The sequence below is a fragment of the Vagococcus silagei genome, from assembly GCF_004795745.1.
Lineage (GTDB): Bacteria > Bacillota > Bacilli > Lactobacillales > Vagococcaceae > Vagococcus > Vagococcus silagei.
Genome location: NZ_SDGV01000010.1, coordinates 143,553 through 164,984, shown reverse-complemented (window position 1 = coordinate 164,984; position 21,432 = coordinate 143,553). Strand labels below are relative to the sequence as shown.

The following is a 21,432-nucleotide window of genomic DNA, read 5'->3' as shown; positions in this document are numbered from 1 at the left end:
CAACTTACGCTGTTCCCAAGCGTCAGTATATCCTTTAAATCGAATTAATGGAACTTTTTTATCCATGAATATCACCACTTTTCAGTATTTCTAAAAATTGATTTAGTTCTACTTGAACGTCTGGATCAGTTGCTGTCAAATCTTCAAACATTTCTGCTAATTTAGTATTGGCCTCTTTAATTTCCTTTTGAACCTGACTTAATTCTTTGGCAACATCAACTAAAGAAATTGGTTCTTCTTCTTCAAAAGTATCTACATATCTTGGAATATTTAAGTTATAATCATTTTCAATAATTTCTTCAAAATCGGCAACATGAGCATATTTTTCAATTGATTCACGTTCTAAGTAAGTTTCAACTATCTTATCGATATGCTGTTTTTCCAGCTTGTTCTGATTTTTACTTTTTGTAAAATCTTGAGAGGCATCAATAAAAAGAACATCCTTATTGCGTCGATTCTTTTTCAGGATAATAACTGTTGTTGGGATACTTGTATTAAAGAAAATATTGGCTGGTAACCCAATTACAGTATCAATCGCACCATTATCTAATAAAATTTTTCTTATTTTGCCTTCTGCAGCGCCTCTAAATAAAACCCCATGAGGTAGTACAATTGCCATCGTTCCAGATTCTTTTAAGTGATAGTATCCATGTAAAAGAAAGGCAAAATCAGCTTTTGACTTTGGTGCTAACACACCATATGAACTATAACGAGGATCATCTAGAAAGCCTTTTTCTGCACCCCATTTTGCACTATAAGGCGGATTCATCAAAACTGCATCAAAGTTAGTTGGTTCATCAACTGGCCAATCAGCATCTAAAGTATCACCGTTTTTTAAATGTTGATTTGCAATGTCAACACCATGCAAAATCATATTCATTCTTGCCAAATTAAAAGTAGATGTGTTCAATTCTTGTCCAAAATAATTGATTGTTCCTGGCTCATTTGAATATTTTTTTACATTTAGTAGTAGAGAACCTGAACCCATTGTTGGATCATATACGCTAAAACCTTTTTTATCTTTCATTCCTTCTAGAACAATTCTAGACATTAATGTTGAAATTGGTTGTGGTGTGTAGAACTCGCCGGCTTTTTTTCCAGAATCTGATGCAAACTGACCAATCAAATACTCATAAGCATCTCCTAGTGCATCTCCATCATGTGCTAAATCTAATGTATCTAATTCCTTCATGACAGCTGTAATTGTTTTACTTTGTTTTGAAGCGTTCTGACCTAATTTTTTTGAATATAAGTCGACATCTTCGAATAAATTTTCAAACAATTCACTACTTTGCTCAATGTTTCGAAAACCTTGTGCTAAATCTTCCAACTCAAATGTCATATCATGAGCTTTTTGAACAAGTGCTGTAAATGTTAAATTAGGTTCTAATGCATATGAAAATTCTTCTTTTAACACATCAATTAAATCTTTTTGAGTATCTAGATCATAATAAGCTAATTCATATATTTTTTGCGCATCTTGAATAGTTTCTGCTTTTTCCTCAAGCATATCTACAGCGAAACACAGCATTCTATCAGATAAGTATTTATAGAAAACTAAACCTAATAAATAGTTTTTATATTCGGAAGCATCCATTTTTGATCTTAAAATATCTGCACTATTCCATAGTGCTTGAAACAATGTTTTTGAATTATTTGATGACATGTTTTCTTCTCCTTTTATCAAACCATTAAAAAAGCAGACAATCGCTTGTCTACTTCACAATATTCATTACTCTTCAGTCGCTAAATCAACGACCTCAATCCCGACAACATCAATTAAAACTTTCGGGTCGATTCTTAATTGTAATCCTCGTTTACCACCAGATACATGAATTGTATCTAAATCTAAAGCTTCTTTAGCAATAAATGTTGGAAATTTTTTCTTCATCCCAACTGGTGAACAACCTCCATGAATATAACCTGTTAAAGGTTCTAATTCTTTTGAAGGTAACATTTCCACTTTTTTGTTACCACTTGCTTTAGCGATTTTCTTTAAATCAAGTTCACGATTACCAGGAACTATTGCCACGATTGGACCTGTTTGATTGCCAACTGTAACTAGCGTTTTAAAAATTTTTACTTCATCAATCCCAAGCTCAGAGGCTGTATGTTTTGCACTCATGTGTTGGTCATCCCATTCGTATTCAGAAATCTCAAACGGGATTTTCTTTTGTTCTAAAAAACGAATGGCGTTCGTTTTTTGGATTTTTTTCTTAGCCAAAATAATCACTTCTTTTTTCTTCTTCTTTATTAAACAGTTTTAAGCCAGAACGCACTTCTTCAATCGACATTTGACCCGGCGCTGATGACTGCTTACCATTACTTGCAAACGTTAAAACGGAACCAAAGAGTTCACCTGTCAAACGGGTTAATTTGCCAATTTCCCCCATGCCATTTAACATAAACGGAATTTCCGGATGGTTATTTTTCATATTATTTGACGCTTTTAGAATTTCTAAAACATCATCAAAATCATTTGGTGTTACTGCAATTTTGCCAACTGTTGCTCCAAGTGTTTTCATATCTGTCAACATTTCTTCCAACTGTTCTGCTGACGGTGTCTTTTGTAAATTATGATGAGAAATCACAACTTTAACACTATTTTCTTTCGCAAAGTCGATAATGTTCATATTAAATTCAGGAAGACGCGATAATTCTAAATCAATCGCATCAACTAAGCCAGTTTTAATCATATAATGATTTAAATAAAAATAAAAATCATCATCAATTGCTTGTCCGCCACCTTCTTCTTGTGTTCTAAAGGTAAAGATTAATGGTTTATCCTCGATTGCGTAACGAATAAAGTAAGCTGCTTTACGCATAAATTCTAAATCGTTGATATACATAAAGTAATCAGCACGCCATTCGATAATATCACAATCTAGTTTACTGACACGCATTGCTTCAGCAAATAGTTCTTTAAAATTACTTGCGATTAAAGAGACACATACTTTTGGTTCTCCTTCGCCAAGTACAAGATTTCTAATTTTAAAATTCTTCATCCCTATCGATCCCATCTCTTAAAATATTTTATAAATCATTACTTTTAAATAATTGCCTTCTTTAAAGTTCTTATTGACTGCAAAATCAACTGGCAATTGATACAATGCCATTTTTTCAAATTTACGTTTACTTTCATTGATGCCTTGTTCAACCAGTTTTTCAAATTTGGGTAATGGTACATTTGCCGCATTACTTGAAGCAATCAAGATACCATCTTTATTCAAAATTGCGACTGCTTCTGCTACCAATTCATTGTAGTTCTTCGCAACTGAAAAAGTTTTTTTCTTATTTCTTGAAAAACTTGGTGGATCTAATATGATGACATCAAAAGATAGATTCTTACGTAAAGCAAATTTATAGTAGTCAAACACATCCATCACAATGATATCTTGTTCAGATGCATTGATTCCATTCACTTCAAACATCTCTCGTGTTTTGTTTAAACTACGTTTGGCTAAATCAACACTTGTAGTTTTCTCAGCACCACCGATTAACGAAGCTACAGAGAATGCTCCAGTATAACTAAAAGTATTTAAAACTGTCTTGCCCATCGCTAGACCCTCAATTAATTGATTACGAACTTCGCGTTGATCAAGAAAAATACCAGTCATCAATCCTTCATTTAAATAAGTGGCATAAGACACACCATTTTCTTGAATTAGAAGCGGTTCTGAAGCTTGATTGCCGCTTAAATGACTAGACTCAGCTAAGCCTTTGCCCTCAAATCGAACTTTTTCATATACACCTAGTAGTTCTTCGCCAAAGCAGTTTTGAATAATTGTCAAAAGTTGTTCTTTAAAGGAATAGATAACCTGATTGTACCATGAGATAACAAGATACCCATCATACCAATCAATAATTATCCCCCCTAAACCATCACCCTCGCCATTAAATAAACGAAATGCAGTCGTCAGAGGATCATTCATCAATCCTTGTCTTTTTTCAAATGCTTCATTAAATAGTTGTTTTAATAAATTATCATTAATCGGTTGTGATTCGTCAAAACTCACCATCCAGCCAATTCCTTTATTCTGATGGCCTAAATAACCATAACCAATAAACTCTTTTTGTTGGGAAACAAATTTAACCCACTCATTTGTAGGTTTTTGTGACGCTTCTGTTAAATCTGTAGGTGAAATTAACGGATATGACCGCTTAAACTTCTTAGATAATTCATTTTTAATTATTATTTCTTTCATTATTATTTGTTATCCTCAATTCTAATCTATCATACATAATACTATATCAGTTTTTACTAAACTTAGCGACGTATTTTTATTGAGAAATATTGAAACAAAAACAGGGTCTTTTTAAAATTAATTGACACTTGTTCAGCTAAAAGGTAAAATAGTATAGGTATGTTCAAAATTTAATTTGAACCCGTGACTAGTTATTAGCTTAGAAAGGAAGATTAGTCTTGAAACATAATTATCAAAATAAATGGATAAATACGCGTATTGGATTCTTTGTCCTAATGGCAGTATTATTCTGGATAAAAACAGTTTTTGCATACTTTGCTGATTTTCATTTAAATATTGAGAACCCATTCCAATATTTTATTATGATTATTAACCCAATTGCAACAACACTCTTTTTATTCTCAGCAGCACTTTATGTTAGAAAACCAAAAAAAGCATATATTGTACTATTTGTAATATCATTTTTAACAACTTTACTTCTCTTTTCAAATGTCATTTACTATCGTGAATTTACTGATTTTATTACAGTTAATACGATGCTTGGCGCTGGGAAAGTAAGTTCTGGACTGGGTCTTAGTACTTTAAAAATGATGCGACCTTATGATGTCGTGTATTTCTTAGATTTATTTGTTTTAGGCGGTTTATTAATCGCTAAAAAAATTAAAATCGATGAACGTCCTGTTAAGGGTCGTGGTGCCATTGCTATTTCAAGTTTTGCAATCTTCTTGTTTGCAGTCAACTTAACTTTGGCTGAAGCTGATCGTCCTGAGTTATTAAAACGTACTTTCTCTCGCGATCATATTGTTAAATACTTAGGGATGAACGCTTTTACAGTTTATGATGGTGTTCAAACTTACAATGCTAGTCAACGTCGCGCTCAAGCAAGTGAGAATGATTTAGTTACTGTTCAAGATTATGCTAAAAACCAACATGTTAAAGCAAATCCTGAAACTTTTGGTCTTGCTAAAGATCGTAACGTTATCTACATTCATTTAGAAAGTTTCCAACAATTCTTGATTGACTATAAGTTAAAAGATGATCAAGGTGTTGAACATGAAGTCACACCGTTCATCAATAGTCTTTACCATTCAAACGAAACATTCAGTTTTGATAATGCCTTCCACCAAGTCGGCTCTGGTAAAACAAGTGATGCAGAAACATTAATCGAAAATTCATTCTTTGGTTTAAGCCAAGGACCTTTATTTAGTCAATTGGGTGACAAAAACACTTTCCAATCAGCTCCAAATATTTTAAAACAAGAAGCTGGTTATAGTAGTGCGGTCTTCCATGGTAACGATGGTTCATTCTGGAACCGTAATGAAACTTATAAACATATCGGTTATGAACACTTCTTCGATGCAAGCTATTACGATGTAAATGAAAATAATTCATTCCAATATGGATTACATGATAAACCATTTATGGCACAATCAGCTCAATACTTAGAACATTTACAACAACCGTTTTACTCTAAATTTATTGCAGTAACAAATCATTATCCATATTCTCAACTTAAAGGTGAAGAAGGTGGTTTCCCACTTGCTAAGACTCCTGATGCTACAATTAATGGTTACTTTGCAACGGCAAACTACTTAGACAAAGCTGTTGAAGAATTCTTCAATTATTTAAAAGCAACTGGTATTTATGATAATTCAATTATTGTGATGTACGGGGACCACTACGGTATCTCTACTTCTCGTAATAAATACTTAGCTGATTTATTAGGTAAATCTAAAGATGATTGGAGCGAGTTTGACGACGCTCAGTTACAAAGAGTACCTGTGATGTATCATATTCCTGGTCAATCTAAAGGTGGTATCAATCATACCTTTGCTGGTCAAGTTGATATGTTACCTACCCTACTTCATCTATTAGGTGTTGACTGTTCTAAATATATTCAATTAGGTCAAGACATGTTATCGAAAGATAAAGACGATTTTGTTACATTCCGAAATGGAAATGTGGTAACATCTAAATATACAATTATCGGGGATGCATACTACTTAAATGAAACTGGTGAATTAATAGAAACACCTACAGAAACACAACAAGCTGAAATTGATGTGCTTAAAGATAAAGCCACCACACAATTACAAATGTCAGATGCATTAACGAATGGTGACTTACTTCGATTCTATACAGATAGCGGCCTAAAACCAATTGACCCTACTGATTACAACTACAAAAATGGATTAGATCAACTGAAAAAAATCGAAGAAGAAAAAGGCGATAAATCGACAAGTATTTATTCTAAACATCAAAATAAATCAACCGTTGATTTATACCAAACTAAAACATATCAAGCATACCATGGTGGCAACGCAACAGCGTCATCATCAAGTTCAGCACCAAAATAAAAAAACAATTGAATGTACTATTCTTAAAGACACAAAATATTTAAGAATAGTACATTTTTCATTCGTGGATTAATTCCTGATTATTCATATTTTTTTCACATATTCACGATATACTTTTATTAAATCTTGATGGAGGTGAACGAATTGAATTTGATTAAACAATCATACCGAGCAATTAGATATCATAAAAGAAATACGCTCTTGTTCTTTGGCTTTTTCACGATTCTTTTAGTTGCCTTTGTCTTTATTAATCAATTGCTGCAAATTCAACATGATTCAAATCGTTTGACTCAAAGTAAGTGGAACGACTTCAAAGAAATTTCAGCTTTTTCTTCAACTAACTTACATGAAGAAATTATAAAAAACAATCAGAGTGTTGTTTCACTATATGGTAAATATTTTGTTATTCTTGTCTTGATTGCTTTTGCAATGTTCTTCTTATACGGACTTGTCACAACAACATTAAGAAGACAAGAAATTTCATATATGAAAAATATCGGATTAAGCAAGTTACATATTTTTAAACATCTTTATACAGAATTAATTCTGATTGCAATTGCTAGTTTCCTATCCGTTACCTTTGTCCTATGTGTCATGCAAAATATCTTTATTCAAGGCACGTCACAGATTAATCAAGCAATCTCTAAGAAACAATTAGCAGAGCAAGAACTTGTTTTTAATCAGGTCACAAGTGATCCCCAAGATATTGAAATTCAACCTGCACCAAATAAAAAAGCAATTGATGGCTCTCAGATGTTTGTAACATTCAATGAGCACTCAATCTTTTCAAATAAAGAACAAGATAGTAATCTTCAAAAATTCTCATTATCGATTACTGAATCTTTCCTTATCTTATTCTTAATTTGTGCTGCTGCTACACTGTTTGGATCGATGGTGTACCTTTCATTATACTTTAAAAGGATGGTTAACTGATGCGTCGAATTAGTAATGATACTGAAAAAAATATGGCTGAACTTGTCCAAAATAAAGTCACAATTATTTTTGATGATACTCAAAATGAGTTAAAAATACATAACTTCCCAGAAGTTGAATGGGATTTAGCTTTTCTTGATGATCAAATGCATTATTTTGATTTATCAACTGGATCTAACATTATGATCCCCTTCCTTACTGTTAAGGAAAATCTTTTGCTCGGTATTCCACGTAAGGAAGTTAAAGAAATTCTTGCAGAAATATTAGATCAATTATCAATGTTTCATTTAAATGAACATCTTTTAGAAGAAACTGCAATCGAAATTTCTGATACGCAACAAGTGCTACTTCAAATTATTCGAGCTATTATTTTAGATAAAGTGATTATTTTTGATCGCATCAAAAAAGACAAAGAAGAAGCAACTTTTGTTAACAACTTGCTTCCCGCCTTATTTAAACTTAAATTCGATCATCATGCCTCAATCATTATTCTCACTGATGATAAAGAATTACTTGATTCCATCTACTACGACCAAGTTTTTATCTTGGCGCATAAATAAAATCCAAGTGATGAACATGCCTTAATGTTCATCACTTGGATTTTTTAATGTGCTGGTATCAAAATTGAATGCTTGATAACCTTCAATAATACTTATAAGATAAGCTTCAGCTGGTGTTTGATTATTGCAAGGTTCATTCATCAGGTAAATCATTGCTTCATATTTTATACCATTAAGTGAAACTGTTAAAATTTCTTTCCGATACAAGTCGGGGTAGACTTCATATTTATCAAGTTCTAGCTCATCTTCCCTTTCAATTGACCAAAGAACAAATGGTACCGATCCTTTATCATTTGGTACGATAGTCGCATATGATTCATAACCTGATTTTTGTTTAAACTTTAATTGATAACCTTTTAAAGTATCCGCTCCGATAATTTCAGCTGTTGGACATCTTTTAGCCATTGCATTTACGTTCATATTTGATCCATAGGCGAGATAATAGCGTTTAGTCATCTTAACTCTCCTTGACCTCAGGAAACAGTTTTTCAAGCATTAAGCGGGCTAGTGGGCGTGACTTACCTTTAAACGGATACATATGCATATGAATCGCAGGATTAAAGTTTGCTTCAATAATACCGTAATCTAATGAATATTGATTAGTCACCTTTTCTTTATCTGGAATCATCAAATCAATACCAGAAACAAAAGCACCTAGTGCCGCTACTGCGTCAGCTGCAATTTTTTTATACGATTCATCAACTTCGTCTGTCATATCGATTGAATCGCCACCAGTACTGACATTTGAATTTTCACGTAAATAAACAACCTGGCCCGCTTCAGGGATACTATCTTCTGTTAAAGACTGTGTTCGCAACATCAATTTTTCAATGTCCCCTAAGACAATTTTTTGAAGTGGTTTACGATAATTTGTTCCTCTAATCGGATCTTGATTCTTCAAATCAACTAATTCATTAATCGTATGCTTACCGTCCCCCACAACGTTAGCTGGGATGCGTAAGATAATCCCTTCGACCTTACCATCTAACACGTAAAAACGATACTCTGTTCCTGCGATAAACTCTTCCACTAGTACCTGGTTATCCTCTTTAAAAGCTAGACTGATAGCATCTTTAAAATCAGCCTTTGAAAAATTTGGTTCAAAAATTGAGATACCAAGTCCATAATTTGTCGATTTTGGTTTTACAACAACTCGGTGAGTTTTAAAATCATTGTAATAGTTTAAAGCTTCGGACTCTGTTGTAAATTCTTTACCTCGTGGCACTCGAAATCCCGCTTGCTTTAAAATCTCTTTTGTGACAGTTTTATTTTCCATAGCTAAAGGTGCAACGTAGTTATCAAGACTTGTCATATTAGTATTTTTAACAAATTCAGTATGGTCTTGATACATCAATTTAACAAATTGATCGTTTGGATCGATGACTTGAAACCCAATGCCCATCTTAATCGCTGTAGCGAGCATTAATTGCGTCGATAACTCCATCTGGCTAAATCCTGGTAACTCAAATGGATGGTCCCAAATATTTTGATAATATGCTTCAACTAGATCGCGATACTCTTCAAATTCAAGTGAATGATATTCACCATCCCCGCGTAAAATACACCTTGCCACAACATTTTTATCCTTTTCATCAAAATTAAATTCTGAGACAAAAGCCGCAACTTTTTCAAATTCTTCTTCAAACTCGTAGTCAAATTCTACAAAGAATGCCGCCAAATAACTTAGCTGAATAAAGCGTAACAAAGTATCCGTAATACCTGCAATATTCTCTTGTTGAACGGGCATTTTTGACACTAAAAACGTTGCATTTTTTGGATCAATGAGTTCAATTTTTGCGCCTTGAAAATCATCTAAATCAATCATGGCCATCGCAATCATTTTACCTGCTTCAAAATTTTCTTTGAATTGATTCATTTCCTCTTCGGTAAATTGAATACCAGATGCTTGCATAAATGCATCACTCAAACTCAATTCGACTGAAATAGTCGATCTCCTGTTTTCCTTCAATTCAAAGTCTTCAAAACTATTTGATTTTAAGCGGATTGTTTCGCCTAATTCTCTTATTAATACCGCATCGATTGCTTTTATATAATCAATGCCGTTGGCTTCGCTTGTTAGCACAGGTGTCGCAATATGTGCAACTCGGCCTTCATTTGTAATTCTTATTAACTCATTATCACTAATAAGATTAGTTTTAACCGGTGTATCTCTATCTGTTACTATTGCCGTTTGTTTGATTAAGCGATATGAAATATTTTTAAATAGTGAGAGATACTCCGGATGTTCTTTTATCATATTTTTTACGGTATCCATAAAGTTGCCTCCAATTTAATTATTGTTATTCATTTCATTATAACTTATTGTAAGAGTTCTATAAAATTTAAATTAATACTAATCTTTAAGGATTTTTTGCAACTCTACATAACCCAACTCTCTAGCGTAATCTGCAGCAGTTTTCCCGTCATTATCGCGAAGTGTCTTGTTTGCTCCATATTGTAATAATTCTTTGACAATGTCTTGATAGACCTTTGAGCCATCCCTCAAGGCAACAGCCTCAATTAAAGCAGTGTAACCAAATTTATTTTGATGGTCGATATCAACTGATCCATCTGCCAATAGTACTTTAACTGTTTCTAAATGGCCTTTTTCTGCTGCCGGAATTAATGTGTTTCCCCCATATCGGTTATAGACTTTTTGATCTGGTTTCGCATTTTGAATCATGAACTTTAAAATTTCTGTCTTACCTTGTGCTCCTGCATATAAATAGGGACTATCTTGGATGTGATCTTGAACATTAACATCTGCTCCTGCCATAATTAAGGCTTTTGCTATGTCTACTTGATTGTCATGCGTAGCAATAAAAAGCGGTGTTTCACCTTGATCATTTTGTTCGTCAATTTTATAGGATTTATCTTTTAGGATAGCATTTACTTCATTCAAATCCTTCGTTTCAACTGCTTTAAGCAAACTTTCTGCTGGATATGTTTTCATCTTTTCTTCCTGACTTTCTTTCGTTATTTTAGATTGTTTCTGTTTTTCACTATAACTCGAACTTGATGTTGTTTTTGAGCTATCATTGTTATCAACTACCTTTTGACAGCCTGACAAAGCCAGCAAAAAAGTTACAAGTACTACTATTTTTTTCATAATCACCCTCCTTAATTTTCTTGATATTTTCCCTAAGTATAGCAACTCAAAAATTCTATCACAAGAAAGAGAACTTACAAAAATAGGAATAAAAAAATGGACCAGAGACAAGAGCCTCTAATCCATCCATTCAATTTATTTACCTTTTGTACGTTGTAATAATGTCACTGATTCCACATGTGATGTTTGTGGGAACATGTCCACTGGTTGTACTTCTTTAGTTGCGTATCCCAATTCTTTATAGATCGCAATATCACGAGCTAATGTTGCTGGGTTACATGAAATATAGACAATTTTTTCTGGATTCATCTCAACAGATGATCTAATAAAGTCTTCATCTAAACCTTTACGTGGTGGATCAACAAAAACGATATTGGCATTAATCCCTTTTTCAATTAATTCCGGGAATATTGTTTCTGATTTTCCTAAGTGGAACTCAATGTTTTCTAAATTGTTTAAAGCTGCATTCACTTTAGCATCTTGAATAGCTTCTTTGACTACTTCAATACCATGAACCTCTTTCACTTGGTCAGCTAAACTTATACCAATTGTTCCAATTCCACAATAAGCATCCATCACAATGTCTGAATTTCTTAAATTGGCTAGTTCAATCGCTTTTTTATACAATAATTCTGTTTGAACACTGTTAATTTGATAGAATGAACGCGCTGAAATATGATAAGTTTTGCCTAATAAGAAGTCTTTAATATATTCTTGACCAGATAGCGTCACGAAGTCATCTGATAATAGAACGTTAGTTTTTTCTGGATGAACATTTTGCATGATTGAAACCACTTCTGGTAAAGCTTCTTTGATTTCTTGACAAATCATTTCGATATGGAAAAATTTCTTTTTCTTAGTGACGAAAACAATCATCATTTCATTTGTAAAATGACCCTTACGAATCATCACTGTTTTTAGATTACCTGTATCAGCTTGCTCATTATAAGCTTTCACACGATGTTTAGCTAAAACATTTTTAATCACAACTAGTGCTTCATCAATTTTTTTATCTTGAATATAAAAATCAGTAATTGGAACTAAATCATGACTATTTTTACGATAAAAACCAACTTCTAACTCATCATTGATTCTGCGAATTGGGACTTGCGCTTTATTACGATAATGTAAAGGATCTTCCATCCCAATGGTTGGTAAAACTTCAATTTCTGGTAATTTTGCAATACGTTCCATACAATTTTGAACTTGGTCATGCTTGAATTGTAATTGACGTTCATAAGTCATGTGGTGTAACGGGGCAATACCTGTACGAATTAATGTTTGATCAACATCTTCAACGCGGTCTGGACTTTTAACACTCCAAGATAATACGCGGGCAAAACCAAATGATTTGCCAACTTTTAAAACTTGAACCATTACTTTTTCGCCAGGAATTGCATTTTCAATGAAAAGTGGATAGCCGTCTACTTTACCAACGCCTAAACCTTCATGTGTAAAATCGACTATTTCAACTTCAAGTTCTTGATTTTTCTTTACTGGTAATTCTTTTTTTATTTTCGTCATGTGTGCCATCCTTAATTTTAGGGTATTTGAATTTTTATCTTAAGCGTGGTAAAACCGCGCAATACAAATCGTATTGTGCGGTTTTACGCCCACTTTGTCAAGTTAATCAATCATTAAATTAACAAATTATTTAACTTCGTCGTCAGTTTCATTTGCGATTAAGCCATCTCCATCTATATCCTCATGGGTTAACTTCTCAACTTGTTTCACAAATTCATCACTAGCTCGCTCAACATCATCATCATTACCAGAAACAGCAGAATCTGGTATTTCATCAAGATTAGCGAAAATTTCGATATGTTGTTTTAAATTTTCGAATTTCATTGGTGCATCGCCACCATACTCACCGTCTAAATTTATCATCATTTTAAAATTTGGATCAACGGGAGCAGCTTCCAGTGTTGATGTCTTAATATATGCAATTCGCGGATCGTTGATATGCTTGCCACCATTAATCATTAATGCCACTAAATGCATAATTTCAATCACATTAGCTGTTTTAACAATAATTAGCGAAAATTTACCATCATCTAATTGAGCATCTGGCGAGATTTTCTCAAAGCCACCAATTGAATTGGTTAAACCTAGGAAAAACATAGATGCTTCACCGTTAAATGTTCCTTCATCATGTTTTAATTCCATGTGAATTGGTTTAACACGAGGCAACATCTCCGCACCTTTCACAAGATATGCTAAATAGCCAAAAACACTTTTAAGTTGTGATGGTACTTCATATGTTAATTCTGTTAAGTAACCACCAGCGGCAATATTCATAAAATAAGTGTCACCAGCTTTTCCAATATCAGAAAAAATAGTTTGATTTTTTAAGATAACTTTAATTGCATCAACCATATTATCTCTAGGTATTCGCAAAGCTCTTGCAAAATCATTTGTGGTACCAGCTGGAATAATTGCTAATTTTGGACGTTTTTCAAGTGGAGCGATACCATTAATCACTTCATTAATCGTACCATCACCACCAGCAGCTACAATCAACTCAAAACCGGCTAATGCGGCACGAGTTGCTTCTTTCTTCGCTGAATATGGTTCTGGTGTCGTCGCATAGGCACTTGATTCATAGCCAGCTTGTTCCATCACATCTAATATTTCGGCAATATTTTTCTTAACTAATTCTTTACCTGATGTTGGATTATAGATTAATCTTGCTCTCATAATTATGCTCCTAACTTAACGAATATTATCGTTTAGACAATTCTTGGTTTAACAGTTCGTTGACAACACCCGGATTTGCTTTTCCTTTTGTTGCTTTCATTGTTTGTCCGACTAAGAAGCCAACAGCACGACCTTTACCATTTTTAAAGTCTTCAATCGATTGCTCATTTTTGTCTAAAATATCATTGATGATTGGTAATAATTGCGCTGGGTCAGATAATTGAACCAATCCCTTAGCTTCGACCACTTCTTTAGCGTCGCCACCATTTTCAATTAATTCTTTAAAGACTTTCTTAGCGATCTTAGAACTAATTGTACCATCTGCAATTAAATTAATCATTCCTGCTAAGTTGTCTGGTGTTAACTTAGTTTCTAATAAATCTAATTTTTCACTATTCAAGTATGCTGAAACTTCACCCATTAACCAGTTTGATGCTTGTTTAGAATCAGCGCCTTTCTCAAGAGTTGCATCAAAGAAATCTGACATTTCTTTAGATAAAGTTAAAACCATTGCGTCATATTCTGGTAAGCCTAACTCTTTCACGTATCGTTCACGACGAGCTTGTGGTAACTCAGGTAAGCTATTACGTACTTCTTCAATCCACTCATCAGAAATTTCAAAATGAGGTAAGTCTGGTTCTGGGAAGTAACGATAGTCTGCCATTCCTTCTTTGACACGCATTAAAATTGTTTTCTTAGTTGCTTCATCATAACGTCTAGTCTCTTGTTGGATAATACCACCAGATAATAAAACTTGTGCTTGACGTTTTTCTTCATGTTGTAAACCTAATTTTACATAACTTAATGAGTTTAAGTTTTTAAGCTCAGCCTTGGTTCCAAATTCTTCTTGACCATAAGGACGTAATGAAATATTAGCGTCGCATCTCATAGAACCTTCTTCCATTTTAACGTCACTCACGCCAGAGAATTGGATGATTGAACGAATAGCTTCAAGATAGGCATAAGCTTCCTCAGGAGAGCGCATATCAGCCTCAGAAACGATTTCAATTAAAGGTGTGCCTTGACGGTTCAAGTCAACATATGAAAAACCTTCAGAACCGTGAATGTTTTTACCAGCATCTTCCTCTAAGTGAACACGTTCAATTCTAATTTTTTTCTTTTTACCTTCAACTTCGATTTCAACCCAACCATCATGGCCAATAGGTTCATCATCTTGTGAAATTTGGTAAGCTTTTGGATTATCAGGGTAAAAATAATTTTTACGATCAAAATGAGTATGTTGTGAGATTGTACAGTTTAAAGCTAAAGCCGCACGCATGCCATATTCCATAGCTGCTGTATTCATCACTGGTAAAACACCGGGCATACTAAAATCAATGACGTTAGTATTGGTATTTGGTTCTGCACCAAAATGAGCTGCAGAAGGCGAAAAGATTTTTGAATCTGTTTTTAATTCAACATGGACTTCAAGTCCGATGACTGTTTCAAAGTTCATTAAGCTTGACCTCCTAGAATTGTTGGTTTAATAGTATGGAAATCCGTTGCTTGTTCAAAAGCATAAGCAGCTTGGTACATTGTTTCTTCATCAAAATAATTACCAATTAATTGCATACCCACTGGTAGCCCTTCTGAGAATCCAGCTGGCACGCTCATACCAGGTAAACCGGCTAAGTTGACTGGTATTGTTAAAACATCACGCATATAGGCAGTAACAGGATCATCAGCATCAGCACCAAATTCGTAAGCGACAGTTGGTGAAACTGGGCCTAAAATCAAGTCAACATCAGCAAATGCTTTTTTGAAATCATTGACAATTAAAGTTCGGACTTTACCTGCTTTTTTAAAATAAGCATCGTAGTAACCTGAACTTAATGAGAAAGTTCCCAACATAATACGACGTTTAACTTCAGCTCCAAAACCTTCTGAACGTGAGCTAACATAGACATCATCTAAACTTTTCACATTTTCAGAACGGTAACCATAACGAATACCATCAAAACGTTGTAGGTTTGATGAAGCTTCTGAAGAAGCAATAATATAATAAACTTCAACGCCATATTTAGAATGAGGTAGACTAATTTCTTTCACTGTTGCACCAAGTGCTTCATAAGTTTTCATTGCGTCTTCAATGGCTGCTTTCACACCAGGTTGAACACCTTCGCCCATGTATTCTTTTGGCACACCAATTGTTAAACCTTTAACACTTTGGCCAATTTTACCTGCAAAGTTAGGTACTTCTTTTTTCGAACTAGTACTATCTTTAACATCGTGGCCTGAAATCGCATTTAAGATTAAAGCATTGTCCTCAACGGTACGTGTCATTGGACCAATTTGATCAAGGCTTGATGCAAAAGCAATTAAGCCAAATCTTGAAATTCGTCCGTATGTTGGTTTCATTCCGACCACACCATTAAATGATGCAGGTTGGCGAATACTACCACCTGTATCACTACCTAATGATGCAGGGATTTGGCCCGCTGCAACCGCAGCCGCAGAACCACCTGAAGAACCACCTGGGACTTTTGTTGCATCCCAGGCATTTTTAGTTTTCTTGAAATATGATGTTTCTGTTGTTGAGCCCATTGCAAACTCGTCCATGTTTAATTTACCAACAGGAATTAAGCCACCTTCATAAAGTTTTTCAACTGAAGTTGCATCATAAACAGGATCAAAATTATACAACATTTTACTTGCCGCTGTTGTTAATAAGCCTTTAGTGACAATATTATCTTTAATACCAATCGGAATACCGGCAAGAGGAGTTGTTGCTGTAATACCAGCAGCATCAATTTTTTCTGCTTGCATTAAAGCTTTTTCTTGATTCAAAGTAATAAATGAATCAACTTTAGCCTCAGTTGCATCAATTCGTTTAAATGTATCTTGAACAACTTCTTTGGCAGATACTTCTTTAGATTGTAATTTTTCAGCTAATTCTTTAACTGATAATTTGAATAGTTCTGTCATTATGCACCGGCCTCCCCATTATCAATAATTACTGGCACTTTAATAAAGCCATTTTCTGTTTCTGGAACATTTTTCAAGAGTTCATCTCTTGATTCGCCTTTTAATACTTTATCTTCACGCAATACACTATGTTCTGAAGCAACATTTGATGTAAAAGCTACATCATCCGTATTCACTCCGTCAAGTGTTGCCATCATATCAATAATTTCACTCATTTGACCGGTAAATTTCTCTAGTTCTTGATCATTAAATGCTAATTTGGATAAATTCGCAACACGTTGAATTTCTTCTTTTGTAATTGCCATAATGTCCCTTCTCTCTATAAAATTAATAACATCTCTATTTTATTCAACTTTACTACTATTTTCAATGGCTGAAGTCATTTGATTTTCATCCCATACGGTAATACCTAAATCTTGTGCCTTAGTTAGTTTACTTCCAGCATCCGTTCCAGCTACCACGATATCGGTCTTTTTAGAGACACTTCCGGTAACTTTACCACCTAAAGCTTCGATTTCCTCTTTGGCTTTCGTGCGGTTATATTGCTCAAGCTTCCCTGTTAACACAACAACTTTATCTTTAAATGGTGACTCTACAGCTTCAAGAGAAGCTGTACTCGGACCTAAGTAAGTTAAATTAACGTTAGCCTCTTTAAGTTCTGTAACCAAATCAAGTACTTCAGGTTTTTCAAAATATTTTTCAATACTATCAGCAATCACCGGGCCAATCGAATCAATGGCGTTCAATTCCTCCTTAGAAGCGTCAATTAAGGCATCTAGTGTACCATATTTTTCAGCAACAATTTTGGCAGCTTTAGCACCAACATGCTGAATTCCAAGGCCAAACAATAATTTTTCAAGCGAATTTTGTTTACTTGCTTCTAGGGCTGTTAAAATATTTCCCGCTGATTTTTCTTTCACTTTATCCAGTGTCAATAACTGTTCTTCTGTTAAAAAGTATAAGTCGGCAACATTATGAATCAAATCTTTATCATACATTTGTTCTAATAATTTTGGTCCCAAACGATCAATGTTCATGGCTTGACGTGAAACAAAATGATTCAAGCCTTCTTTGATTTGTGAAGGACACATTGGATTCATACAACGTAAGGCGACCTCTGATTCAATTCTGACAAGTGGTGACTGACAAGTTGGACACTCTGTCGGAATTAGATAAGGCCCACTATCCTCTGCACGTCGTTCAACTAAGACACGTGTGACTTCCGGAATAATATCACCTGCTTTATGAATCATTACCACATCGTTTAAACGAATATCTTTAGACTCAATTAAGTCAGCATTATGAAGGCTTGCACGCGATACTGTTGTGCCTGCAAGTTGGACTGGATCCATGACAGCTGTTGGTGTGACAACTCCCGTACGTCCAACTGTCCATTCAATATCACGAATAATTGTTTCTGCTTCTTCGGCTGGAAACTTATACGCGATTGCCCATTTAGGCGCTTTGACAGTATAACCGATTTCTTCTTGCGTCATAAAATCATCAACTTTAATCACAATGCCATCGATTTCATAAGGAAGATTGTGTCGTTGATCGGTGAATGACTCAATGTACGTCCAAACATCATCAATCGTTTCACACAGTTGACGTTCGTGATTGGTAGCAAAACCAAAAACGTCTAAACGATTTAACGAATCATGCTGACTTTTTACACCAATTGCAGCCGGATTAGCCAACGTATAGATAAAAGTACTCAAGTTTCTTGAAGCCGTAATTTCACTATTCAATTGGCGTAAACTACCGGCAGCTGCATTTCTAGGATTTGCAAAAACATTTTGACCCTCGGCTTCACGAGTTTCATTCAGTGTAATAAATGATTGCTTTGGCATGTAACATTCACCACGTACTTCAAGACTTAAAGGTTCATTTAATTGGTGAGGTATATCTTTAATTGTTTTTAAATTATTGGTAATGTCTTCACCAACAGTACCATCACCGCGCGTTGAACCTTGAACCAATTGTCCCTCTTCATAACGCAAATTAATTGCTAAACCATCTATTTTTAGCTCGACCATGTACCGATAAGAGCCATGAACCGCTTTTTTAATTCGCTCATCAAATTGGATGAGATCTTCTTTATTAAATGCATTACTCAAACTCAACATCGGTGTCGTATGCGTCACTTTTTTTAATTGACTTGAAACCAAGCCACCAACTTTTTGCGTGATGGAATCAGCCATTACAAGTTCAGGATGTTCTGCTTCTAAAGCAACAAGTTCAGCATAAAGCGCATCATATTCATAATCTTGAACGGTTGGTTGATCTTGTTCATAGTACTCTTTGGCCCATGTTTTTAATTGGTTTTGTAATTGGGTCATACGTTCGACAATTTTTTTATTATCTGCCATAAACTTGTTCCTTCCTTTTCATTAAACTTTTTCAATTGGGGCAAAAGCCGCAAGCAAACGTTTGATACCTTGCTGCGGGAAGGCGATATCTAGTTCTTGATCTTTATTTGATCCTGCTACCTTAACAACTGTTCCCACACCCCAAATTTTATGTTTAGCTTTGTCACCAGGTTGCCAACTAGATGACTCTCCACCAGTTTGAACTTTTGAAGAAACAACTTGTGTTGTTGGTTGCACATATTGTGAACGACGACGAGGTTTTGTCGAACCATTAGTATCGCCAAATGACATACTTTTCGGTGCTTGACTGCCCACTCTTTCAAGTAAGGTATCATCAATTTCATCCAAAAAGCGAGAGGCACGATTATACTGCGTCCGTCCATATAAAACGCGGCTAGACGCATTGGTTAAGAACAATTTCTTTTCTGCTCTTGTAATCCCAACATAAGCCAAACGACGTTCTTCTTCTAATTCATCATTTTCCACAATTGCACGTGATAATGGGAAAATTCCTTCTTCCATACCGACTAAAAAGACATATGGAAACTCAAGTCCTTTAGCCGCATGAAGTGTCATTAATGTAATCTGCCCTTGATCAGAATCTAACGAATCTAAATCCGAAACCAGTGCTAAATCATTTAAGAAAATCGCAAGCTTACTAAAATCTTCCGTTGATTCATCTTCAAATTCACCTTGATCAAAACGGCGGTCAAATTCCTTCGTCACTGTTAAAAACTCATCCAAGTTTTCAAGTCGTGATTGTGACTCAAGCGTATTTTGATTTTGTAAATCTTGATAATATCCACTTTTTTCTAAAACTGTTTCAACAAGTTCTGTAATTGAAAGAAAAGGCACCATCTCTTTAAATTGACGCATCATTTGACCAAATTGTCCCAACTCTTTTTGTGCTTTACCCGTAATTGGTGAAAGTTCCACATCAATCGCTGCTTGTAATAAGGACCACTCATGAATAGAGGCAAAATCACGCAATTTTTCAATTGTTCCAGGACCCACGCCACGCTTGGGAACGTTAACGATTCTCTCAAAACTAAGTGAATCCATTTCATTTGAAATTGAATTAAGATACGCCAAGACATCTTTAATTTCTTTTCGTTCGTAGAACTTATGTCCACCAACCATTTTATAAGGAATGTTTGCTTTTAGGAGCATTTCTTCCATCAAACGACTCATCGCATTTGTTCGGTACAAGACACACATATCACCGAATGAATCCGACTCTTCACGCATTAATTCTTGAATGGTCGACACGACATATTGAACTTCTTCGCGATCGGTTTGACCTCGATAATAGATAATTTTTTCGCCATCATGATTATCAGTCCAAAGATTTTTCTTTTTCCGATCTTGATTATTTTGAATGACATTATTTGCAGCTTGCAGAATAGTTTTCGTAGAACGATAATTTTGCTCTAACAAAATAACTTTCGCTTCTTCATAATCATGTTCAAAATTTATAATGTTTTGCATATCAGCACCACGCCAACCGTAGATACTTTGATCCGCATCACCAACAACACATAAATTTTTAAATCGTGCTGCTAATAATCTAACTAGAGTGTATTGTGCGTGGTTCGTATCTTGATATTCATCAACATGAATATATTGGAATTTTTGTTGATAATAAGCTAAAGTATCTGGATTTTTTTGAAACAATCGAATCGTCAACATGATCAAATCATCAAAATCCATAGATTGATTCGTACGTAATTCTTTTTGATAACGATGATAACATTTCGCCACTGTTCGTTCAAAAAAGCCATTATTTCTTTCTTCATAATCATCTGGCGTAAGTAGCTCATTCTTGGCCTGACTAATTGCCGAAATCATACTACGAGGATCATATTTTTTTGAATCAATATTTTCTTCTTTTAGAATCCGTTTCATTAAGGTATTTTGATCAGAACCATCTAAAATTGTAAAATTTCGATTGTAGCCAATCAAATCAATATCACGTCTCAAAATTCGGACACACATCGAGTGAAACGTAGATACCCAGACATCTTCACCATCTTGACCAAGAATGCCTACGACACGTTCTTTCATCTCACGTGCTGCTTTATTGGTAAATGTAATCGCAAGGATATTCCACGGATTGACATCTTTTTCTTCTATTAAATAAGCAATCCGATGCGTTAATACTCGTGTTTTACCACTACCCGCACCCGCCATAATTAATAACGGACCTTTAGTTGTCAGGACGGCCTCTTGTTGTTTTGGATTTAAACCTGAAATTAAATTGTTTTTATCAAACATGAA

At 34.5% G+C, this 21,432-nt stretch carries 17 protein-coding genes; 3 read left to right on the top strand and 14 right to left on the bottom strand.

Annotated features, from left to right (window positions below):
- Positions 1–58 precede the first annotated feature (58 nt).
- The 4 genes from ESZ54_RS04435 to ESZ54_RS04420 form a co-directional block, all read right to left on the bottom strand.
- On the bottom strand, positions 59–1,666 hold the full coding sequence (locus ESZ54_RS04435) for a type I restriction-modification system subunit M (protein WP_136136474.1): 1,608 nt from the start codon (positions 1,664–1,666) through the stop codon (positions 59–61).
- Positions 1,667–1,732: 66 nt separating this feature from the next.
- Positions 1,733–2,224: a Cys-tRNA(Pro) deacylase gene (gene ybaK / locus ESZ54_RS04430; protein WP_136136473.1), complete on the bottom strand. Its 492-nt coding sequence runs from the start codon at positions 2,222–2,224 to the stop codon at positions 1,733–1,735.
- Positions 2,217–3,005 carry a type I 3-dehydroquinate dehydratase gene (gene aroD / locus ESZ54_RS04425; protein WP_162615094.1) on the bottom strand — a complete coding sequence of 263 codons (789 nt, stop codon included), beginning with the start codon at positions 3,003–3,005 and terminating at the stop codon, positions 2,217–2,219. The genes ybaK and aroD overlap by 8 nt, the downstream gene beginning before the upstream one ends.
- An 18-nt stretch (positions 3,006–3,023) precedes the next feature.
- Positions 3,024–4,205 carry a class I SAM-dependent rRNA methyltransferase gene (locus tag ESZ54_RS04420; protein WP_136136471.1) on the bottom strand — a complete coding sequence of 394 codons (1,182 nt, stop codon included), beginning with the start codon at positions 4,203–4,205 and terminating at the stop codon, positions 3,024–3,026.
- A gap of 275 nt (positions 4,206–4,480) precedes the next feature.
- Between ESZ54_RS04420 and ESZ54_RS04415 the strand changes: the two genes are divergently transcribed.
- From ESZ54_RS04415 to ESZ54_RS04405, 3 genes are all read left to right on the top strand, one after another.
- Positions 4,481–6,562 (top strand): LTA synthase family protein, encoded by a 2,082-nt coding sequence (locus ESZ54_RS04415; protein WP_136136479.1) that lies wholly within the window; start codon positions 4,481–4,483, stop codon positions 6,560–6,562.
- A 144-nt stretch (positions 6,563–6,706) separates the two neighbouring features.
- Positions 6,707–7,495 (top strand): FtsX-like permease family protein, encoded by a 789-nt coding sequence (locus ESZ54_RS04410; protein WP_162615093.1) that lies wholly within the window; start codon positions 6,707–6,709, stop codon positions 7,493–7,495.
- Entirely contained in the window at positions 7,495–8,055 is a 561-nt protein-coding gene (locus ESZ54_RS04405; protein ID WP_136136469.1) for a P-loop NTPase family protein, read from the top strand. The genes ESZ54_RS04410 and ESZ54_RS04405 overlap by 1 nt, the downstream gene beginning before the upstream one ends.
- Positions 8,056–8,076: 21 nt before the next feature.
- On the opposite strand, the gene ESZ54_RS04400 is transcribed toward ESZ54_RS04405, so the two are convergent.
- The 10 genes from ESZ54_RS04400 to pcrA all read right to left on the bottom strand — a co-directional run bounded on the left by ESZ54_RS04400 (position 8,077) and on the right by pcrA (position 21,429).
- Positions 8,077–8,511, bottom strand: a complete 435-nt coding sequence (locus ESZ54_RS04400) for a gamma-glutamylcyclotransferase family protein (RefSeq protein ID WP_136136468.1) — start codon at positions 8,509–8,511, stop codon at positions 8,077–8,079.
- 1 nt (position 8,512) lies between these two features.
- Positions 8,513–10,330 (bottom strand): bifunctional glutamate--cysteine ligase GshA/glutathione synthetase GshB, encoded by a 1,818-nt coding sequence (gene gshAB / locus ESZ54_RS04395; RefSeq protein WP_136136467.1) that lies wholly within the window; start codon positions 10,328–10,330, stop codon positions 8,513–8,515.
- Between the two features lie 78 nt (positions 10,331–10,408).
- Entirely contained in the window at positions 10,409–11,164 is a 756-nt protein-coding gene (locus ESZ54_RS04390) for an ankyrin repeat domain-containing protein (RefSeq protein WP_136136466.1), read from the bottom strand.
- Positions 11,165–11,299: 135 nt separating this feature from the next.
- The gene (rlmD, locus tag ESZ54_RS04385) at positions 11,300–12,688 is read right to left on the bottom strand and encodes a 23S rRNA (uracil(1939)-C(5))-methyltransferase RlmD (RefSeq protein ID WP_136136465.1); all 1,389 of its coding nucleotides are present in this window, start codon (positions 12,686–12,688) and stop codon (positions 11,300–11,302) included.
- Between the two features lie 126 nt (positions 12,689–12,814).
- Positions 12,815–13,864, bottom strand: a complete 1,050-nt coding sequence (locus tag ESZ54_RS04380) for a diacylglycerol kinase (protein WP_136136464.1) — start codon at positions 13,862–13,864, stop codon at positions 12,815–12,817.
- Positions 13,865–13,886: 22 nt separating this feature from the next.
- Positions 13,887–15,317, bottom strand: coding sequence for an Asp-tRNA(Asn)/Glu-tRNA(Gln) amidotransferase subunit GatB (gene gatB / locus ESZ54_RS04375; RefSeq protein WP_136136463.1), 1,431 nt, complete (start codon positions 15,315–15,317; stop codon positions 13,887–13,889).
- Positions 15,317–16,786 carry an Asp-tRNA(Asn)/Glu-tRNA(Gln) amidotransferase subunit GatA gene (gatA, locus tag ESZ54_RS04370; protein ID WP_136136462.1) on the bottom strand — a complete coding sequence of 490 codons (1,470 nt, stop codon included), beginning with the start codon at positions 16,784–16,786 and terminating at the stop codon, positions 15,317–15,319. The genes gatB and gatA overlap by 1 nt, the downstream gene beginning before the upstream one ends.
- Complete coding sequence (gene gatC / locus ESZ54_RS04365) at positions 16,786–17,091, bottom strand: Asp-tRNA(Asn)/Glu-tRNA(Gln) amidotransferase subunit GatC (RefSeq protein WP_136136461.1); 306 nt, start codon at positions 17,089–17,091, stop codon at positions 16,786–16,788. Before gatC ends, gatA begins: the two co-directional genes overlap by 1 nt.
- 39 nt (positions 17,092–17,130) lie before the next feature.
- Complete coding sequence (gene ligA / locus ESZ54_RS04360; RefSeq protein WP_136136460.1) at positions 17,131–19,155, bottom strand: NAD-dependent DNA ligase LigA; 2,025 nt, start codon at positions 19,153–19,155, stop codon at positions 17,131–17,133.
- 21 nt (positions 19,156–19,176) lie between these two features.
- The gene (gene pcrA / locus ESZ54_RS04355) at positions 19,177–21,429 is read right to left on the bottom strand and encodes a DNA helicase PcrA (protein ID WP_136136459.1); all 2,253 of its coding nucleotides are present in this window, start codon (positions 21,427–21,429) and stop codon (positions 19,177–19,179) included.
- Positions 21,430–21,432 lie beyond the last annotated feature (3 nt).

Excerpts from the sequence above, each read along its gene's own strand:
- ESZ54_RS04390 (WP_136136466.1), bottom strand. The coding sequence starts at position 11,164 with ATGAAAAAAATAGTAGTACTTGTAACTTTTTTGCTGGCTTTGTCAGGC.
- gatA (WP_136136462.1), bottom strand. The coding sequence starts at position 16,786 with ATGACAGAACTATTCAAATTATCAGTTAAAGAATTAGCTGAAAAATTA.
- aroD (WP_162615094.1), bottom strand. The coding sequence starts at position 3,005 with ATGAAGAATTTTAAAATTAGAAATCTTGTACTTGGCGAAGGAGAACCA.
- rlmD (WP_136136465.1), bottom strand. The coding sequence starts at position 12,688 with ATGACGAAAATAAAAAAAGAATTACCAGTAAAGAAAAATCAAGAACTT.
- gshAB (WP_136136467.1), bottom strand. The coding sequence starts at position 10,330 with ATGGATACCGTAAAAAATATGATAAAAGAACATCCGGAGTATCTCTCA.
- gatB (WP_136136463.1), bottom strand. The coding sequence starts at position 15,317 with ATGAACTTTGAAACAGTCATCGGACTTGAAGTCCATGTTGAATTAAAA.
- gatC (WP_136136461.1), bottom strand. The coding sequence starts at position 17,091 with ATGGCAATTACAAAAGAAGAAATTCAACGTGTTGCGAATTTATCCAAA.
- ESZ54_RS04405 (WP_136136469.1), top strand. The coding sequence starts at position 7,495 with ATGCGTCGAATTAGTAATGATACTGAAAAAAATATGGCTGAACTTGTC.
- ligA (WP_136136460.1), bottom strand. The coding sequence starts at position 19,155 with ATGGCAGATAATAAAAAAATTGTCGAACGTATGACCCAATTACAAAAC.
- ESZ54_RS04435 (WP_136136474.1), bottom strand. The coding sequence starts at position 1,666 with ATGTCATCAAATAATTCAAAAACATTGTTTCAAGCACTATGGAATAGT.
- pcrA (WP_136136459.1), bottom strand. The coding sequence starts at position 21,429 with ATGTTTGATAAAAACAATTTAATTTCAGGTTTAAATCCAAAACAACAA.
- ESZ54_RS04400 (WP_136136468.1), bottom strand. The coding sequence starts at position 8,511 with ATGACTAAACGCTATTATCTCGCCTATGGATCAAATATGAACGTAAAT.
- ESZ54_RS04415 (WP_136136479.1), top strand. The coding sequence starts at position 4,481 with ATGGCAGTATTATTCTGGATAAAAACAGTTTTTGCATACTTTGCTGAT.
- ESZ54_RS04420 (WP_136136471.1), bottom strand. The coding sequence starts at position 4,205 with ATGAAAGAAATAATAATTAAAAATGAATTATCTAAGAAGTTTAAGCGG.